The organism is Desulfocicer niacini (genome assembly GCF_054657595.1).
Window position 1 is genome coordinate 60554 of sequence record NZ_BAAHYK010000017.1, and the last position, 17896, is coordinate 78449.

Annotated in this window: 15 protein-coding genes; 13 read left to right on the forward strand and 2 right to left on the reverse strand. The window is 49.0% G+C overall.

Annotated elements, in window-relative coordinates; translation table 11 throughout:
- Positions 1-8 precede the first annotated feature (8 nt).
- The 3 genes from qrcB to qrcD all read left to right on the forward strand — a co-directional run bounded on the left by qrcB (position 9) and on the right by qrcD (position 4391).
- Entirely contained in the window at positions 9-2162 is a 2154-nt protein-coding gene (qrcB, locus tag ACYQ2M_RS10935; protein WP_459916376.1) for a menaquinone reductase molybdopterin-binding-like subunit QrcB, read from the forward strand.
- A 123-nt stretch (positions 2163-2285) separates the two neighbouring features.
- Complete coding sequence (gene qrcC / locus ACYQ2M_RS10940; RefSeq protein WP_459916377.1) at positions 2286-3125, forward strand: menaquinone reductase iron-sulfur cluster-binding subunit QrcC; 840 nt, start codon at positions 2286-2288, stop codon at positions 3123-3125.
- A gap of 27 nt (positions 3126-3152) precedes the next feature.
- Positions 3153-4391 (forward strand): menaquinone reductase integral membrane subunit QrcD, encoded by a 1239-nt coding sequence (gene qrcD / locus ACYQ2M_RS10945; RefSeq protein WP_459916378.1) that lies wholly within the window; start codon positions 3153-3155, stop codon positions 4389-4391.
- Here the strand turns inward: qrcD and ACYQ2M_RS10950 are convergent.
- Complete coding sequence (locus ACYQ2M_RS10950) at positions 4374-4772, reverse strand: hypothetical protein (RefSeq protein ID WP_459916379.1); 399 nt, start codon at positions 4770-4772, stop codon at positions 4374-4376. The two genes, qrcD and ACYQ2M_RS10950, sit on opposite strands and share 18 nt — an antisense overlap.
- A gap of 246 nt (positions 4773-5018) precedes the next feature.
- Entirely contained in the window at positions 5019-5660 is a 642-nt protein-coding gene (locus ACYQ2M_RS10955) for a GntR family transcriptional regulator (protein ID WP_459916380.1), read from the reverse strand.
- A 681-nt stretch (positions 5661-6341) separates the two neighbouring features.
- On the opposite strand from ACYQ2M_RS10955, the gene ACYQ2M_RS10960 reads away from it, so the two are divergent.
- The 10 genes from ACYQ2M_RS10960 (at position 6342) to ACYQ2M_RS11005 (ending at position 17863) form a co-directional block, all read left to right on the forward strand.
- Positions 6342-7106, forward strand: coding sequence for an ABC transporter ATP-binding protein (locus ACYQ2M_RS10960; protein WP_459916381.1), 765 nt, complete (start codon positions 6342-6344; stop codon positions 7104-7106).
- Between the two features lie 140 nt (positions 7107-7246).
- Positions 7247-8383, forward strand: a complete 1137-nt coding sequence (locus ACYQ2M_RS10965; RefSeq protein ID WP_459916382.1) for a branched-chain amino acid ABC transporter substrate-binding protein — start codon at positions 7247-7249, stop codon at positions 8381-8383.
- 118 nt (positions 8384-8501) lie between these two features.
- On the forward strand, positions 8502-9416 hold the full coding sequence (locus tag ACYQ2M_RS10970) for a branched-chain amino acid ABC transporter permease (RefSeq protein WP_459916383.1): 915 nt from the start codon (positions 8502-8504) through the stop codon (positions 9414-9416).
- Positions 9400-10623, forward strand: a complete 1224-nt coding sequence (locus tag ACYQ2M_RS10975) for an ABC transporter permease subunit (RefSeq protein WP_459916384.1) — start codon at positions 9400-9402, stop codon at positions 10621-10623. The genes ACYQ2M_RS10970 and ACYQ2M_RS10975 overlap by 17 nt, the downstream gene beginning before the upstream one ends.
- Positions 10624-10626: 3 nt before the next feature.
- Positions 10627-11349 carry an ABC transporter ATP-binding protein gene (locus ACYQ2M_RS10980; protein ID WP_459916385.1) on the forward strand — a complete coding sequence of 241 codons (723 nt, stop codon included), beginning with the start codon at positions 10627-10629 and terminating at the stop codon, positions 11347-11349.
- Positions 11350-11493: 144 nt separating this feature from the next.
- Positions 11494-12735 (forward strand): DEAD/DEAH box helicase, encoded by a 1242-nt coding sequence (locus ACYQ2M_RS10985; protein ID WP_459916386.1) that lies wholly within the window; start codon positions 11494-11496, stop codon positions 12733-12735.
- Entirely contained in the window at positions 12732-13772 is a 1041-nt protein-coding gene (locus tag ACYQ2M_RS10990) for a TRAP transporter substrate-binding protein (RefSeq protein WP_459916387.1), read from the forward strand. Before ACYQ2M_RS10985 ends, ACYQ2M_RS10990 begins: the two co-directional genes overlap by 4 nt.
- Positions 13756-14316, forward strand: coding sequence for a TRAP transporter small permease (locus tag ACYQ2M_RS10995; RefSeq protein ID WP_459916388.1), 561 nt, complete (start codon positions 13756-13758; stop codon positions 14314-14316). The genes ACYQ2M_RS10990 and ACYQ2M_RS10995 overlap by 17 nt, the downstream gene beginning before the upstream one ends.
- Positions 14317-14328: 12 nt before the next feature.
- Complete coding sequence (locus ACYQ2M_RS11000) at positions 14329-15630, forward strand: TRAP transporter large permease (protein WP_459916389.1); 1302 nt, start codon at positions 14329-14331, stop codon at positions 15628-15630.
- Between the two features lie 367 nt (positions 15631-15997).
- Positions 15998-17863, forward strand: coding sequence for a bifunctional acetyl-CoA hydrolase/transferase family protein/GNAT family N-acetyltransferase (locus tag ACYQ2M_RS11005; RefSeq protein WP_459916390.1), 1866 nt, complete (start codon positions 15998-16000; stop codon positions 17861-17863).
- Positions 17864-17896 lie beyond the last annotated feature (33 nt).

The window sequence follows — 17896 nt, forward strand, 5'->3', positions numbered from 1 at the left end:
TATAACCTATGAAAGTAGATAGAAGAAGCTTCTTGGGACTGGGACTTGGCGCAGCTGCTGGTGTGGCCGTATCTCCGGCAACCTGGAAACTTATGGATGATTCATCCATCTGGACCCAGAACTGGCCGTGGACCCCTGTTCCCACCGATGGAGAAGTGACATTTGAAAATACGGTGTGCAGTCTGTGCGCCGGCAACTGTGGGATCAGCGTCAGAAAAATAGATGGACGTCCGGTAAAAATAGAAGGAACCGAAGGAGACCCTGTCAATGGGGGTGGTGTGTGCCTGCACGGGCTTTCTGCGTTGCAGTATCTGTATGATCCTTCCCGGATTCAATCCCCCCTGATTAAAATAGATGGTGCCTGGAAAAAAGCCACCTGGGAAGAGGCTCTGGCCCATGCGGCAAAGGCCCTTGCTGCCGTCAGAAAGGCCGGTAAGTCCAATGCCATAGCCTGCGTCACCGAAAATGACCGGGGCACTGTTCCCGGGCTTTTTAAACGCCTGATAACCGTTCTTGGATCCAATAACTACTACACCATGGATACCATGGAAAAAACCTGGCGCGCCACCTTTGATGCCGTCAACGGCGTTAATGCCGAGGTGGGATTTGATCTGAAAAACAGTGATCTGATTTTAAGCTTCGGCACCGGATTCATAGAGGGCTGGGGGGCACCCATATATAATTTTCACGTTAATGCCCAGAGAAAAACCAGCGGAGCTAAATTGATCCAGGTTGAACCCCGGCTGTCCAATACCGCTGCAGCTGCCGATCAATGGGTTCCGGCAAAACCGGGCACAGAAGCCGACCTTGCCCTTGCTATCTGCGGTATCCTAATCACCTTGGGACGCTATGATGCCGAAGGCGTTAAGGCGGATGACAAGTCCTTTGCTGCCTTTGCCACCATGGTAAAAGATACCTATGCCCCTGCCAAGGTGGCACGGACCACCGGCATAGACGTGGGCGTCATCCAAAAACTGGCCATGGCCTTTGCCGATGCTGAAAAACCCCTTGCCATTGCCGGAAGGGGCCGGGGAGATACCGCCGGAAGCATGCGCGAATTTGCTGCCGTGTACGCCCTGAACTGCCTTGCCGGTAACATCAATGCACCGGGGGGGCTGTGGCTCATGGATAAAGATCCCGGTGAAGTATGGCCCGCCATTGAGATGGATGGCATGGCCACCGATGGTTTTGCCAAGGCCAGATTTTCCGAAAAAAATACCGTTGACGCTTTAATGGACAAGGTGATGGCATCAAAAACAAGTCCGGTGGAGGCATTGCTTGTCTATAATGCCAATCCCTGTCATACCTTGAAAAATGCAAAGGCCGTCACCGAAGCCGTAAAGAAAATTCCCCTGGTGATCAGTTTCTCTTCCTACATGGACGAAACCACCCAGCTTGCATCAGTGGTGCTTCCCAGCCACATGTTCCTTGAACGGCGTGAGGATGTTGTGCTTTCTAACACCCTTCCCCTGGACATCACTGCATTGTCCACCCCCATGGTTGACCCCATTTTCGATACCCGCCATCCCGGTGACAGCGTATTGTCTCTGGCAGGAGCCATGGAAGGTTCCGTTGCTGCAAGTTTTCCCTGGGAAAGTTATGATGCCTGCCTTGAAGCGGTAAAGACACCTGTGTGGAAGTCCCTTTCCGAGGAGGGCGTTGTCATGAAAGATCCCGTCTCCCTGGTTAAAGATCTTCCCCGGGTGGATTTTTCATTGCTGTTAAAGGATGCCGCTGCTATTGGGGCTGCAGGAGAAGAAAAAGCCTATCCCCTGGTATTGATCCCCGTGGATAATATCCGTTTGAGCCGTCAGGTGGCAGCCTCTCCCTTTGCCGTGAAAACAGTGTCTGATACAGTTCTTAAGGGAACCTACAGCTTTGTTGACGTCAATCCGGAAACCGCAGATGCCCTTGGGTTTTCCCAGGGAGATGATGTGGTGATCACAACCCCCGTGGCCAGCGCCACTGTGAAGGTGAATCTGTGTGACGGCATTATGCCTGGAGTGATAGCCATGGCCCAGGGCCTTGGTCATGCCATGGCGGAAAACCGTTATGTCGGTGGTAAAGGTGTCAATGTAAATGAACTTGTGGGGCCTGTCATGGATGCCATATCCGGTCTGGATGCCGCCTGGGGAATCCGGGCGAAGCTTTCCAGGGTCTGATGGGCATTTCTGAAGCAGACGTTTTCCAGGAAAATTTCCTGGACTAAAGCCATGAAAACCATTGGCCCGGAAGACCGGGCGGTTTTCAACAAAAGATGTGGATAAATTGCTAAAGAGGTTCTGATGACACAACAAAATCACGGAAATGCGCATAAATTTGGAATGGTGATTGATCTGGACAAATGCACCGGCTGCGGGTCCTGCATGGTGGCGTGCATGTCTGAGAATAACGTTCCATTTAAAGAAGATGAATCAAATAAAAAAGACAGCATCACCTGGATGCGGGTGTACAAGCTGACCAATGAAAAACCCTTCCCCGATACCGATATCTGTTATCTGCCACGGCCTTGCATGCACTGTGGCGGCAAGGGCGATCATGGACATTCCCCCTGTGTGTCGGTGTGTCCGGCCACGGCCACCGATTATGACCATGGCACCGGTATTGTCAGCCAGATTTATACCCGGTGCTTTGGCTGCCGTTACTGCATGGGTGCCTGTCCCTACCATGCCCGCTTTTTCAACTGGTGGGATCCCAAATGGCCCGAAGGCATGGAAGAATATCTCAGCCCCGATGTCTCTCCCCGCATGCGGGGGGTTGTTGAAAAATGCAGCTTCTGCTTTCATCGTTACCAGGCTGCAAAGGACAAAGCCTATCTTGAAGAAAGGGAAACCGTCGCCGAGGAAGAATATCAGACGGCGTGTACCCAGGCCTGTCCTGCCGGTGCCATCACCTTTGGAGATCTGAACAATCCCGATCATGCGGTTCATCAGCTGGTGAATCCTGATCCCCATCATTGTGGCCGTCCCCGAAATCCCAAGGCTTTCCGGCTTTTGGAGCGACTGCAGACCAATCCCAAGGTATATTATATCTCCGAACGGGAATGGGTTCGCAAAGCCGGGGACAATTACCTGGACGGCGAATGGGAAAAGGCAAAGATGAAGCAAACCAAGGGTCATGAATAACCAACCATCAGTTAGGAGTAAATAGATATGGATTCTGCATTAATACCTAAGGGCGCAAACCGCTGTCCGTTCCCTGTGTTTGCCACCGGGATCGCGGTGGTTGGTGTAATCGTGCTGTGGGGCGTTTATGCCATGGGGCTGTGCTGGCTTAAAGGCTTGAACCAGACCAACATGAATGACTATTATGGATTTGCCTTGTGGATCTGGGCGGATCTTGCCGTCATTGCCATTGGCGGCGGGGCCTTTTTCACCGGTCTGTTGAAATATGTGCTTGGCATTGACGAATTGAAAAATATTATTAATCTGGCCGTTGTCATCGGGTTTATCTGCTACAGTTCTGCACTTCTGATCCTGGCCATTGATATTGGGCAACCCCTTCGTGGCTGGTTTATTTTCTGGCATGCCAATGTGCATTCCATGCTCACCGAAGTGGCCTTCTGCCTGTCTCTTTATTTCAGTGTGTTGACCATTGAGTTCATTCCACTGATTCTGGAAAATCGTCAGGTGGATAAGGTTCCATTTTTTCATAACTTAAGCCACAACATGCACGGTGCCATGGCCGTTTTTGCCGCTACAGGTGCCTTTCTTTCCTGCTTCCATCAGGGCTCCCTTGGTGGCGTGGCAGGTGTTCTTTACGGAAGACCCTTTGCCTTCCGGGAAGGACTTCTTATCTGGCCCTGGACCTTTTTTCTGTTCACTTGGTCAGCCGCTGCCTATGGGCCGTGCTTTACCCTGCTTGTGGCAAAGATGGTGGAGGGAATTACCCGGAAAAAGTTGGTCAAGGACAATGTCATCTATCTATTGGCCAAAATTTCCGGCTGGATGATCACCACCTATATTGTGGCCAAAATCATTGATACCCTGTACTGGATTTTCGTGACCGCACCTTCCCTTGGATTTTCGGTGATGGATTTTTATACGGACAATGCCTTTTACGGCATCTGGATTCTATTTGCTGAAATCGTTCTGGGCGGCATTGTGCCAGCGGTTATTCTCATCACTAAGAAGTATAGAGAAAATTCCCGGCTGCTGCTTCTGGCCATTATTCTGGGCGTTCTGGGAGTCTGCCTCAATCGCTGGGTCATGGTGCTTCAGGTCATGGCGGTGCCGGTGATGAGCTTTGATACCTGGGCACTTTACATTCCCAGCTGGCAGGAAGTGGCCACCACCATTCTGCCCGTTGCCTATGGCGTTATTCTTCTGTCTCTGGCTTATCGGTATCTGCCGGTATTTCCCCAGGAGAAGGAATTATCTGCTGAGAAATAAATTGGATTGACCCCGGGCGATTAATTGCCGGATAAAAATATAATTACGTCTGTGCTGACTTTTTATTTGGTATTCCTGTCGGGCTTTCCCGTGCATTGTGATTTCTATGTGTGGGAAGGTCCAACCCGGAAGATAGATGAAAAAATCATGCAGGCTGATTATTCTTAGACAAAAAAATTGCCTTAATACGTAGGAGACATTAATATGTTGCCAAATTGCTTTGAGTGGGCCTGGGATGCCGGTCATTTTCTTTTCTTTGGCGGAATGTGGTACACCATTATTATCCTGAGCCTTGGAATGACTTGGTGCATTTTTAAAACCATTATGGATACCATGGCAGGGAAAGGTGGTGGGGACCACCACTGATTCAGTCTGTGCCATTTTTTTGCTGTTGTTAAACGAATAGCTAGGGCGAAAATCTGGATATTGAATATAACCCACATGGCAGTAGGCACCTGCCCCGGTCGCCTCTGTTATCGCGTTTCATGCCTTGTTGTGTCCGCCAGGTCATGTGAGTTTATACAAAGATGACAAGGCCGCCATGCAGTTTTTGATGCATGGCGGCCTTATTATTTTTCAGAAGTCTTTAATCTGGCGGTCTGATGTGCTCCCTGCCTGATGCCGGGATCAAATGGTCCCCAGAAATTTCTTGCTGATTCTATCGTAATGAAAAGTTAAGAAGTCTTTTTTCAGTTGCGCCGCTTTTCCAGAATCTCTCCGGGCCAGCGCATCGGTTAAATCTTCCATTTCTTTGGCAATGAAGTGCACTTCTTCTTTCCAGCCCCCCTTGTCCATGGTAATGACCCACAGCCTCAGGGTCAGTTCATACAGCGACTGTGCCAGTCGGTTCAGGACATTGTTTTTGGATGCGGCGTATAAAACCTGCCTGAAATCATAATCCAGCTGTACCAATTTTTTCTTGTTTTTATTAGCTTCCAGGTTGCTGCAGGCCTTCTGTATTTTTCGTAATTCCTCCAGATGCTGTTCTGTTATCTCTTCTGCGGCAAGTTTTCCCAGCAACCCTTCTATCTCTCCCCTGACCTGCAGTGCATTCATCATCTGCTGAAATTCAAGCTCGGTGACCATGGTACCCATTCGGGGAAATATCCGAATCAGATTTTCATTCTGAAGCTGATTGAGCACCTCGCGAAGGGGGGTGCGGCTGACATCAAATTCTTTGCACAGGGTGTTCTCGTTGAGGATGGCACCGGGGGCATATTCCAGAAAGAGTATCCGGGATTTAATGGTTTCATATATGGCTGTATTCATCAGTATGTCCTTGGGTTATCGGAAGGGGGGGGTAAAGCTGGCCAAATGGGGTCGGGACCAGATTAATATGTAACCTGAACCTTTGTCCACCTTGGTATGCCAGAAACAAAACGTCTGACCCCTCCCTAATATTTTTCAAGTGAAGAGAATATACTTGAGTGTTGAGTTATATAAATAAAAAATTCAATAGTCAATAATTAATGTTAAGACTGAAATACCTGTGGTATGAAAAGTTTTTATTGACAGGTTTTGAAAAAGCAGATACTTATCAATGCTATATGCAAAGATATGGGATGCCATAGACTTATATGGTGTCGGTCGTAACATCAGCCAATAATTATAAGTGCTGGGCCAATGAATTCAAGCCCGTGTCATTATAGGCTGCGATTTTTATCAGGTTTCAGGTAATTGCTTGTGTTTAAAGGAATAATTTGATCATAAGTATCAATAATGCAAGCCTGACACCTCCCCATTTTCATCAGGCCATTCTTTTTGTGCCATCCCCAGATATCCCAAAGGGATTTTTTTTGATATTATAAGGAGGGGTGATAATGGGGCCTTTAAACCTGTAAAAAGGCGACGTATCCTCTTTCTTTACCTGCAGGTGATAACAGTATTGAGCTATCGTGGTGCCAGCCCTCTGCATCGTCGATGAATCCATTTAGCGAACGGTTTGAACTCATGTCACAATTAGAATTGAAAAATATTACTGTGAAATTTGGTGGACTTTCTGCCTTGTCTGATTTGAGCTTTTCCATTAAATCTGGCGAAATAGTGGGCTTGATTGGTCCCAATGGTGCTGGAAAAACAACGGTTTTCAACGTGTTGACCGGGGTGTATCAGGCAACAAATGGAGATGTCCTGTTTGATGGAAAAAGTATTCTCGGGCATCGTCCCCATGAGATCTTTTCCCGGGGAGTTGCAAGGACCTTTCAAAATATTCGTTTGTTTTCCAATATGACTGCCGTGGAGAATACCATGGTTGCAAGGCATTGCCGTTCCACTAAGGGGATTGTAAGTGCCTTGTTCAGAAGTCGTTCCCAGAGGCAGGAAGAGCGGGCCATTCGGAAAAAAGGACAGCAGGCGCTTGACTTCATGGGGGTGGGTGAATTCGCAGACACGGTGGCATCAAATCTTCCCTATGGCTTGCAGCGGCGACTTGAAATCGCAAGAGCCATTGCCTCTGACCCCAAAGTTTTACTTTTAGACGAACCCGCCGCTGGCATGAATCCTTCCGAGAGTTCGGAGCTGATGAAAGATATTTCGCGTATTTCGGATCTTGGTATTGAAGTGCTTTTGGTAGAGCATGATATGAAAGTGGTTATGGGCGTGTGTGACCGTATTATCTGCGTTGACCATGGCGTTAAGATTGCAGAAGGGACTTCCCAGGAAATTCAGAATGACCCAAAGGTAATTGAAGCGTATCTGGGGCAACCGGCTACATAATAACCCAACCTTTGACGATGACGGATTTGTCCGAGAGCTGCATTCAAAACTCCATGTGTTATTTGATAATAAAGCGATCGGATCGGTTCTGCCTGCCTTTGAAGGTTGCGATAACAACAGAAACGATAAGGAGAATCAGGATGAGAAAGAAAAACTTTGCACTGTTGATTTTGGGCATGATGGTGGTTCCTTTTATGTTAACCACGGCATCAGCCAAAACCCTGAACATCGGTTCCATGAGTCCTCTGACCGGTCCCTATGCATCCGATGGAACGGACATTAAAAACGGTGTTCTCACCGCCATTGAAGTGTTTGAAGAAGCAGGCGGGATTCCGGGGTATGACAAGATTGAACTTCATGCCCAGGACACCGCATGTGATCCACGCCAGGCCGTTGCCGCCGCCAACAAACTCATCAACCTGGAAGTCGCGGGTGTCATCGGTGCCTATTGCTCCTCTTCAACCATTCCTGCCTCCACCACCCTTGATGAAGAAAATATTCCCATGATCACCCCTGCCTCCACCAATGAAAAAGTGACAGACAGGGGGCTGCCCTATATGTTCAGAATGTGCGGCAGAGACGATGATCAGGCCCCGGCCTCTGCACGCTTCATGAAAGAATCCCTCAACGCCAAGACAATTTTTATTGTGGATGATAAAACCACCTATTCCCAGGGGCTTGCTGACGGCGTGAAGAAAAGCTGTAACGAGCTGGGTATTAAAGTTGTGGCCCACGAACATGTCAACCAGGGCGACAAGGATTTTTCCGCCATACTGACCATGGCTAAAGAAGCCGATGCCGACATTCTTTACATGTCTCTCCAGGGATTTTCACCGGGTTCCATGATGGCTATCCAGGCCAAACGGCTAGGTGTTAAATCCCAGATTGTTACCCAGGATGCCATGTTTCAGCCTAAATTCATGGAAGTTGCAAAGGATGCGGCTGAGGGGATCTACCTGACCTATGGATACACAGACCCCACCACCCCGGAATACAAGGCATTTGAAGAGAGGTATGTACCCAAGTATGGTCCCATTGCGGCTTATGCCACCTATGCCTATGATTCTGCCACAGCCCTGTTAAAGGCCATAAAAGCCGCTGGTTCCACGGAACCTGAGAAAATCAAGGCAGAACTGATGAAGATGGAATTTGCCGGGGTTTCCAAGCATGTGAAATTTCGGGCCAACGGCGATACCGGTTCTTCTTATATTGCCTTTAAAATCGTTGACGGCAAATTTGTTCCCTATTGGGATCCTGAAAAAGGATTGCTGAATTAGTTCATGCTGGACGAAATGCCCGCACCACAAATGTGGATGCGGGCACGTCGGGCATAGACTCTTATGATCTTGACCCCTTCCGGAAATAAAACCTTCTTTTTATAAAAAAGCAAATAATATGGAATATTTCATACAACAATTGATCAACGGGCTGACCCTTGGTGGTGTATATGCCCTGATTGCCTTGGGGTACACCATGGTTTACGGTGTTATTCAGCTGATTAACTTTGCCCATGGTGAATTTTTTGCCGCCGGTGGTTACATGGGGGTTATCCTTTTAAGTTATTTTGCCGGGTGCGGTTACATGGAAACCCACCCGGTTTTTTGTCTGACCGCCTCTTTTGCCTTGTCCATGGCATATTGCGCCTATCTTGCCATTGGTGTGGAAAAAATTGCCTATAAGCCCCTGAGAAAAGAGTCTCGACTGGCGGCATTGCTGTCGGCCCTGGGTATGTCCATTTTTCTTTCCAATGGATTAATGCTCACCCAGGGGGTGTATGACAAGGCCTATCCCAGTGAACTGTTCCAGGGGGGGGTTGACTTTGGCGGTATGGTCACCATCAGTTATCTTCAGATGCTGATTGTCTCCATCACCGGGGTTTTGCTCATCGGGCTTAATATTCTTGTGTTCAAGACTAAAATCGGTATGGCCATGCGGGCCACAGCCCAGGACAAAACCATGTCCGCGCTGGTTGCAATCGGCAGTAATCGGATTATTTCTCTTACATTTGCCATCGGAGCTGGCCTTGCGGCAGCGGCGGGTATCATGGTGGGCCTTTATTATGGCTCGGTGCGGTATGACATGGGCTTTGTTCCCGGGATCAAGGCCTTTGCGGCGGCGGTGCTGGGGGGTATCGGAAATATTACCGGTGCCATGGTGGGGGGATTGATCATCGGCATGGTGGAAATCTTTGGTGCTGGCTATCTTTCCGGAGAATACAAGGATGTGTTCGCATTTATCATATTAATTGCGGTGCTCTATTTTAAACCAACTGGAATTATGGGCGAGAATATCGATGATACAAGAGTTTAGACGAATCTGGAAGCAATATGCCATCGGCATGCTCTGGCTGCTGGGGCTTTTATGGCCTTTACTGGGAATACATCCCGATGGTACCCTTACCTTTGGTAAAACCTTTTCGGTGTGGATTTATCTTCTGGCGGGAACATCGGGGTGCCTGTTGATCTATTTGGCCAACCATGGTGGACAGCTCAATTTTATTACCACTCCCGTTAAAGCCGTAAGAACGCACGTAATGGCCCTGGCTGCGCCCCTGCCCACATGGGTGTGGTTGGTTGTAGGGTTTGTGCTGGCCGTTATTTATCCCCAGCTTACCGGCCGTTATGCTACGGATGTGGCCATCAATGTGTTGCTTTACATCTGCCTGGGACTGGGGCTTAATGTGGTTGTGGGGCTTGCTGGCATGCTGGATCTCGGGTACATCGCCTTTTATGGGGTGGGGGCTTATACCTATGCCATTCTCAATGTAACCTATGGGGTGGGGTTCTGGATCTGCCTGCCCCTTGCCGCCTGCTTTGCCTCCCTTGCTGGCTGTATTGTGGGATATCCGACCCTTCGCATGCGGGGGGATTATCTTGCCATCGTCACCCTGGGCTTTGGGGAAATTGTGCGCATTATTCTCAATAACTGGATGGCGCTTACCAATGGCCCCAACGGTATTTTGGGTGTTAAGCCCATCTCCATTTTAATACCGGTGTTTGAAAATGGATTTTCCTTTGAAATTTTCTGGGTAAAAAAGCTTCAGTTCTTTTATTATTTTGCCTTGGCCCTGGCTATTATAACCATCATCGCCGTCCACAGACTCAATTTTTCTCGCATTGGAAGGGCCTGGGAGTCCATTCGCGAAGATGAAACCGCAGCCGAACTCATGGGTGTGAATACGTTTATTTATAAGCTTATGGCCTATGGCATGGGTGCCTTTTTTGCCGGTTTGGCCGGTGCCTTTTTTGCCGCCAGAATGCGGTTTGTTAGCCCTGAAAGTTTCACCTTCCTTGAATCGGCCATGGTGCTTTGCATGGTGGTGCTCGGGGGAATGGGTTCCATTCCAGGTATCATGTTGGGAGTTGTTGCCCTTATTGCCCTGCCCGAGGTGTTCCGGGGGCTTGAAGCCTATCGAATGCTTGTTTTCGGGGCCACCATGATTATCATGATGCTGTTCAGACCTGCTGGACTGATCCCTGCCAAACGTGTTGGAAAAAGATCTGAAGAGAAGGAGTAAACCATGTCGGCTGAACCCATCCTTGAATTGAAAAATGTCCATTCCGGTTATGGCACCATCAAAGCCCTCCGGGGGGTTTCTCTTAAAGTATACCCCGGTGAAGTGGTTGCCATCATCGGTGCCAATGGTGCCGGGAAATCCACCACCCTCATGACGGTGTGTGGTATTAATTCCGCCACGGCCGGTGATGTGCTCTACAACGGCCGGGTGATTAATAAGGTTTCCCCGGAGAAACTGCCCTCCCAGGGATTGTGTCAGGTGCCTGAAGGGCGTCGTATCTTTCCCCGGCTCACTGTGGAAGAAAATCTTATATTGGGAGCCTTTTACAGAAAGGACCAGGCCCAAATTGATGCTGATATTCAACATATGTACTCTCTTTTTCCCATTCTGGGAGAGCGGTGCAAACAACACGGGGGGACACTGTCCGGTGGGGAACAGCAGATGCTGGCCATTGCCCGGGCACTGATGACAAAACCCAAGGTACTTCTGCTTGACGAACCCTCCCTGGGGCTTGCGCCCATCATTATCCAGCAGATTTTTCACATTATCAAAGATATCAATGAAAAAGAGGGCACCACTATTTTACTGGTGGAGCAGAACGCCAATCTGGCCCTCCAGGCCGCCACCAGGGGATATGTGCTGGAAACCGGAGTGATTACCCTGGAAGATACAGCAGACGCGCTTTTACATAATCCGGAGATTCGGAAAGCCTATCTGGGAGAATAACCGTGGCCTTGACAATAATCCTGAGCGTTTGACTTTTTCAAGCGCTCTGAGTTGGCCTCAGGCCCGAAATAAGTTGTTTTTTTCATAATTAAAAGGTACGCTGGAACTTCATAAATAGTGATTGACTAACCCCATTGAGGTCCTATGAAGTTCGAAAAATATCATATATCAAGTGCCATAAAAGACAATTTAGCCCAGTTGGGTTTTAATCGTCCCACGGATATTCAGTATAAATCCATCCCGGCCATCCAGAGAGGGGAAGATGTGCTGGCCATCGCCCAGACCGGCACTGGTAAAACCGCAGCCTTTGCCATCCCCATCATTGATCAAATCCACAAGGTCAAATCCAGCAAGCGTTCCCTTGGTATCAAGTGCATTGTCCTGGTTCCCACCCGGGAGCTTGCCATGCAGATCGGCAGGGTGTTCAATGACATTGCCCGGCACACCCGGGTGAAGGCTTTTGCTTTGTTTGGGGGGGTGGAACAGGATGCCCAGATCAAGAAGCTCCAGGACGGCATTGATGTGCTTATCTCCACCCCGGGACGCATGTTTGATCTGATTCATCAGGGCCACATCCGGCTTGACAATATCCAGACCCTTGTGCTGGACGAGGCCGATCATATGCTTGATCTTGGCTTTATCAAGGATATCCGCGCTGTTAAAAAGAGGCTCTTAAGAAAACATCAGACGCTTTTCTTTTCCGCCACCATCAATGCCGAAATCAAAAAACTTGCCTTTTCCCAGGTAAAAACCTCAGCCATCCGCATTGAAATCTCCCCAGATGATCCCGTTTCCAGAAATGTCACCCACGGTGTGGTGTTTGTGGAGATGGATGACAAACGTTTTTTTCTTTCCCGGTTCATCAAAGAGCATCCCCAGAGTCGCATCATCGTTTTTGTCAGAACCCGTGTCCGGGCCGAAAGGGTGGAAAAGGCCCTGGCCCGAGAGGATATCGCTTCGTGTAATATCCACGGGGGCAGGGAGCAGGCCCTGCGCACCCATACCATGGATCAATTCAAGCAGGGTGAATTCAATGTGCTCATCGCAACGGATGTCTCGGCCCGGGGAATAGATGTGCCCAATGTAGATTATGTCATCAATTACGATCTGCCGGAAAAGGATGAAAACTATGTCCACCGGGTGGGTCGAACCGGTCGAGGGGTTTCCAAGGGCATTGCGCTTTCCTTTTGCAGTGAGGGGGAAAAAGAGCGTCTCGGGGAAATTCAGGCTTTTTTGCAAAAAGATATTGATGTGATTCATCTCACCCGTCAGGAGTATGATACGGTGCTGCAAAAGCCCTTGGAAAATATGGATATCCAGGAAATGATAGAAGAAAATGAATCTTTTTTCAAAAATAAAAAGAAAAAAAGGAAGAACCGAAAATGATCCGAAAAATATTATTCATGGTTCTGGTGCTGTGCGCGGCCGGGGTGACGTTCTCTGGCGTTTCTGTCCATGCCGCCGGAGAAAAAATGAATATTCGTTTCAGCACCTGGCATGTGCCAGCCGGAGCAGATGTCCAGAAATTATGGATTCCCATGCTTGAGGAAATGAAAAAAAGAAGTGGCGGTCGGATTACCTACACCATGTATGCCGGAGGAGCCTTGGGAAAAGGGCCGGAGCACTATGATATTGTAAAAACCGGATTGTCCGACATGGGGTATGCCACCCTGAGCTGGACCCCGGGACGGTTTCCCCTCACCGATGTCCTTTCCTCCCCCATTGTATGTCCGGCCAAATGGAAAGGGGTTGAGGCGGGCATGGCGATGCATGAGAAGCTGTTGAAAGATGAATTTAAAGATGTCAAGGTGCTTCATATCAACAATTGTGTCATGGCCCATCTGTGGACCACCCGGAAGGTGACTTGCCTTGACGACCTGAAGGGAATGAAAATCAGAAGTCCCGGTGGCCTTCAGACCAAAGCCATTGAAGCCCTGGGAGCCACTCCCATTTTTATGCCCCTTGGCGATGTGTATCTGTCCATGGAGACCGGTGTCATTGACGGGGTGGTGACCTGTCCGGCCCTTGTCAAGGCTTTCAAGCTTCATGAAGTGGCAAACTTTGCCGTGCCCACTTCCTTTGGCTGTGTGTCTGAAGGTCTTTTTGTGAATCAGAAATTCTGGAATAGAGTGCCGGCGGACCTTAAGCCTATCATTGAAGACGTGGGACGAAATGCCTACCGCATTGCCGGGATATTTGATGAACACTGGTATGAGGACACCATGGCCGGATTTGAAGAAAAAATTGAGATACTTCCCTTGGCCCCTGCTGAACAGAAAATTTGGGATGAAAAATTAAGAGCCATGCTGTCTGCCTGGGCATCGGATCTGGAGACAAAAGGTCTGCCTGCAAAAAAGGCATTGATGCAGTTTAAAGAGGAACTTGAAAAAGTGGATGTCCATTTTGATGCCTGTCCCTACTGATGCACCCCTGGACCTTTTCCTTGCCGGATGTAAAAAAAGAACCCGTCAGCTCAACGCCTGGGCCCTTGCCGTGGGCATGGGGTGGGTGCTGGTCATGATGTGTCTAACCACCCTGGATGTGGCCGGTCGGTATTTTTTTTCACGGCCTGTTCCCGGGGCCATTGAGATGAGCCAGTTCATGCTGGCAGTTTTCGGTATCCTGGGCATGGCCTATACCCATGGGATCGGAGCCAATGTCCGGGTGACCCTCTTCACTGGCAGATTGCCCCGACGTCCCGGATTATTGATAAAGGCTGCAACGGATCTGTTAAGCCTGCAGATGGTTTCCATGCTTGCCTGGTATGCCGGGGCCATGGCCGTCGAGGAGTTCACAGGCGGTACCACCACCGATACCCTTGCCATCCCCATTTATCCATTGTATATTTTGTTAGCAGTGGGGGCTTTTCTGCTGGCCCTTGAAATCCTGGCGGATTTCATGATCTGCCTTGTGGGGGCTGTGAGGGGCAGCCGGGGACAAATTTTCAATGATGCTGTAAAGGGGTAAGGTTTCGCCGCAATGGATCCTCACACCGTTGGATTGATGGGAATTGCTGTATTGTTTTTATTGCTGATGCTGGGAATGCCCATAGGGTTTGCCCTGGCATTTGTGGGATTCTGGGGAATCAGTTTCCTCACCGATATCTCCGTTGCCATGCCAGCCATGGTGAGATCTTTTTTTGGCACCTTTACCACCTACTCGTTCACGGTGATTCCCCTTTTTGTCATCATGGGGGAACTTGCCACGGTTTCCGGCCTCAGCCAGGGCATCTATGAGGTGGCAGATAAGTGGCTGCGACGATTGCCGGGGGGAATGGCCATTGCCACCATCGGCGCCTGTTCCGGTTTTGCCGCCATCTGCGGTTCTTCAGTGGCCACGGCCGCCACCCTGGGGCGCGTGGCGCTTCCTGAAATGAAAAAGTACAATTATGATATACACCTTGCCACGGGCAGTGTGGCGGCAGGGGGAACCCTCGGGTTTTTAATCCCTCCCAGCATTGGTTTTGTGGTGTATGGGATTTTGACGGAACAGTCCATTGGTAAACTCTTGATTTCAGGATTTATACCCGGATTTCTTCTGGCATTGACCTATGCCATGATCATTGTGTTATGGGTAAAGCAGCAACCCCAAGCAGCACCCCATAATCCCCAGCGGGTGTTGTTTAAAGAGAAGGTTCGATCGCTTTTAAAGGTGTGGGAACTCATTGTGGTGTTTTTTCTTGTGATGGGTGGCATCTATTTTGGTTTTTTTACCCCCACCGAGGCAGGTGCCCTGGGAGCTTTTTTTCTGTTTGTGGTGACCCTTTTCAGAAAAAAACTCACATGGAAGGCTCTTGTGGCCGCCATGACCACCACCACAAAGGTTTCGGTGATGATTTTCATCATCCTTGCCGGTGCCTATGTGTTCACCTATTTCATGGCGCTTACCATGATTCCCATGAAACTTTCCATGTGGCTTGGCGCAATGACCTTGTCCCGGTATTTCATTCTTGCGGTTATTTTGCTTATTTATCTTCTGCTTGGCTGTTTTCTGGATGCCACGGCCATGATGGTTCTCACCCTGCCGGTGATTTTTCCCACCATTGTGGAACTGGGATTTAATCCCATCTGGTTCGGTGTGATTTCGGTTCTCATGATGGAGGCGGGCCTGATTACGCCGCCTTTGGGCTTGAATATTTTTATTATTTCTGGGGTGGCACAGGTGCCCATGGAAGTTGTGTTCAAAGGGACATTTCCCTTTCTTCTGGCCATTTTTGTGGTGGTAATTCTGGTTACTGTGTTTCCCCAGATTGCCCTGTTGCTGTCAAACATCATGGGCTGATTACCTTCGCCTTGATTATGTAAATGTTGGGGCAGTGCCTCATCTTCACCTGTTTGAGGCTGCGCAGTATACGAATGCTATGTAAGCAGACCAAAACAGGTGGAGTTTGCTGACCGAACATGTACGATGGGGAAGTTGTCAGGTTAATGTCCCTTGAAAAATGTATTCATGGAATGGAAAAAACATCTCTTTTATGCCATTTTAAAACAACTTTTCATTTTTGGCGTATAATACTTTAAAAATAAAGTGGCAGGACGTCTAAATTGAAAGATGAAGGATACCACAAAAACCGAACCTGAAATCCCTTACCCAGAACTTAAAACCCAGAACCTGCTTTTTCATAAAAACCCTCGCAAAAGGAGTTCCCATGCCAAATTCCAGTTACTGGGCAGATGATTTTGTAGTAAAGAAGAAGTCCACTGAAGAGGCCATTAAACTGATAAAATCGGGACACCGCGTGTTCATCGGTTCTTACTGTGGGGAGCCCCAGGCACTTGTCAAGGGACTTGCCGATGCCCACCGGCGACTCACCGACGTTGATATCATCCGACTCATGTCCCGGGAGATAACCCCCCTGACCCGTATTGCCGATGAGACCCTGGATAAAAGCATGAACATTCGTTCTATTTATTTGGGGTCGGCAAAATCAGAGGAGTTGTCAAAGAATAAACGTTTTTATACCCCTGTGAATATGGCGGCTATTCCCGGCCTTTTCTCAAGCAGAAGAATTCCCATTGATGTGGCGCTGATCCAGGTCAGTCCCCCGGATGATTTTGGCTGGATGAGTCTGGGGGTTTCCGTTGATGTTACCTTGTCTGCGGCTCTGGCGGCAGATGTGGTCATTGTCCAGGTGAACAATAACATGCCCATGGTGCTGGGGGAGAGTTTTATCCATGTCAATGATGTGGATGCCATTGTGGAACATGACGAAGATTTGATGACGGTCTCTTCTTCGCCCCCCTCCGAGGAAGCCTTAAGTATCGGTCGCAACATTGCCCGCCTCATAGAAGATGGCTCCACATTGCAAATCGGACTGGATGCCGCATCCCAGGCCACCACCCAGGCCCTGTCCAATAAAAAAAATCTGGGCATCCATTCCCAGTTTCTCACCGATGACATCATGCATCTTTACGCCATCGGGGTGGTGAATAATCGTAAAAAAGGCTATAAAAATGGCAAGTTGGTGGCCAGTTGCTCGGTGGGGAGCCAGTCTCTTTATGAATTTCTTCATCTTAATCCCGCCGTGGAATTCATGTCTTCAGAGCATGTCAATGATATTGAAGTTATCGCCCGGCACAATAAAATGGTCTCCATGAATGTGGCCGTGGGGGTGGATCTGGCAGGGCAGGTGAGCTGTGAAGCCCAGGCCCATACCCATTTTGCAGGGGTGTCCGGGATAGCAGACTTTATTCGTGGAGCCAATCGATCCAAAGGGGGCAAATCCATCATAATGCTCAATTCCACCACGGAGGATGGCAGTGAAAGTCGCATTGTTCCTTTTATGCAAAATACGGTGATCACGGTTCCAAGGGAGGATGTCCGGTATGTGGTCACAGAGTATGGGGCGGTGAATCTGTTTGGAAAAAGCACCCAGGATAGAGCCATGGCGCTCATCAGTATTGCCCACCCCAAGTTTCGGGATGATTTGCTCAAAAGCGCCAAGGAACTGGGAATGGTCGGCAAGGAAAGAGTCCTTGGAGAATCGGTGTTCGGGGTCTATCCGGTGAAGCTTGAAGAGGTGCTCACCATCAAAGATCAGACCGTTACCTTTCGCCCGGCAAAGCTGGTGGACGAAAGAAGAATTCAGGAGCATTTTTATCACCTGGACAAAAAAGATGTGGTTTCCCGGTTTTTCAATGAAAGAACCCATTTTTTAAGGGATGATGTGGAGGTGATGAGCCAGATTGACTATAAACGAAATCTCACCATCATTGCCCTTGTGGGGGAGATGGGCTTTGACACGGTGGTGGGCATCGGCAGTTACTATCTGGAGCCATCCACCAATATGGCAGAGGTGGCGTTTTCCGTCAGTCGGGACTGTCAGAGCATGGGGATTGGCCGCATCCTCATACGAAAACTTGCCGAAGCTGCAAGGGATCTGGGGATCAAGGGCCTGTTTGCCATCACCTCACCGGGAAATACCAAAATGGTGAAATTATTTAAAACACTGCCGTACAAAGTCACTTCGGAACTGGATGAAGATATTTTGTTGAAATGTCTTTTTGATAAATAATTCAGCGGGTGCGTTTCTGTTTCCACAAACAAA

What these genes read in the sequence shown, in the direction of transcription:
- ACYQ2M_RS10995 (WP_459916388.1), top strand. Translation starts at nt 13,756, where the DNA reads ATGCCTGTCCCTACTGATGCACCCCTGGACCTTTTCCTTGCCGGATGT.
- ACYQ2M_RS10985 (WP_459916386.1), top strand. Translation starts at nt 11,494, where the DNA reads ATGAAGTTCGAAAAATATCATATATCAAGTGCCATAAAAGACAATTTA.
- ACYQ2M_RS11005 (WP_459916390.1), top strand. Translation starts at nt 15,998, where the DNA reads ATGCCAAATTCCAGTTACTGGGCAGATGATTTTGTAGTAAAGAAGAAG.
- ACYQ2M_RS10950 (WP_459916379.1), bottom strand. Translation starts at nt 4,772, where the DNA reads ATGGCACAGACTGAATCAGTGGTGGTCCCCACCACCTTTCCCTGCCAT.
- qrcB (WP_459916376.1), top strand. Translation starts at nt 9, where the DNA reads ATGAAAGTAGATAGAAGAAGCTTCTTGGGACTGGGACTTGGCGCAGCT.
- ACYQ2M_RS10965 (WP_459916382.1), top strand. Translation starts at nt 7,247, where the DNA reads ATGAGAAAGAAAAACTTTGCACTGTTGATTTTGGGCATGATGGTGGTT.
- ACYQ2M_RS10975 (WP_459916384.1), top strand. Translation starts at nt 9,400, where the DNA reads ATGATACAAGAGTTTAGACGAATCTGGAAGCAATATGCCATCGGCATG.
- ACYQ2M_RS10960 (WP_459916381.1), top strand. Translation starts at nt 6,342, where the DNA reads ATGTCACAATTAGAATTGAAAAATATTACTGTGAAATTTGGTGGACTT.
- qrcC (WP_459916377.1), top strand. Translation starts at nt 2,286, where the DNA reads ATGACACAACAAAATCACGGAAATGCGCATAAATTTGGAATGGTGATT.
- ACYQ2M_RS11000 (WP_459916389.1), top strand. Translation starts at nt 14,329, where the DNA reads ATGGATCCTCACACCGTTGGATTGATGGGAATTGCTGTATTGTTTTTA.
- ACYQ2M_RS10955 (WP_459916380.1), bottom strand. Translation starts at nt 5,660, where the DNA reads ATGAATACAGCCATATATGAAACCATTAAATCCCGGATACTCTTTCTG.
- qrcD (WP_459916378.1), top strand. Translation starts at nt 3,153, where the DNA reads ATGGATTCTGCATTAATACCTAAGGGCGCAAACCGCTGTCCGTTCCCT.
- ACYQ2M_RS10990 (WP_459916387.1), top strand. Translation starts at nt 12,732, where the DNA reads ATGATCCGAAAAATATTATTCATGGTTCTGGTGCTGTGCGCGGCCGGG.
- ACYQ2M_RS10970 (WP_459916383.1), top strand. Translation starts at nt 8,502, where the DNA reads ATGGAATATTTCATACAACAATTGATCAACGGGCTGACCCTTGGTGGT.
- ACYQ2M_RS10980 (WP_459916385.1), top strand. Translation starts at nt 10,627, where the DNA reads ATGTCGGCTGAACCCATCCTTGAATTGAAAAATGTCCATTCCGGTTAT.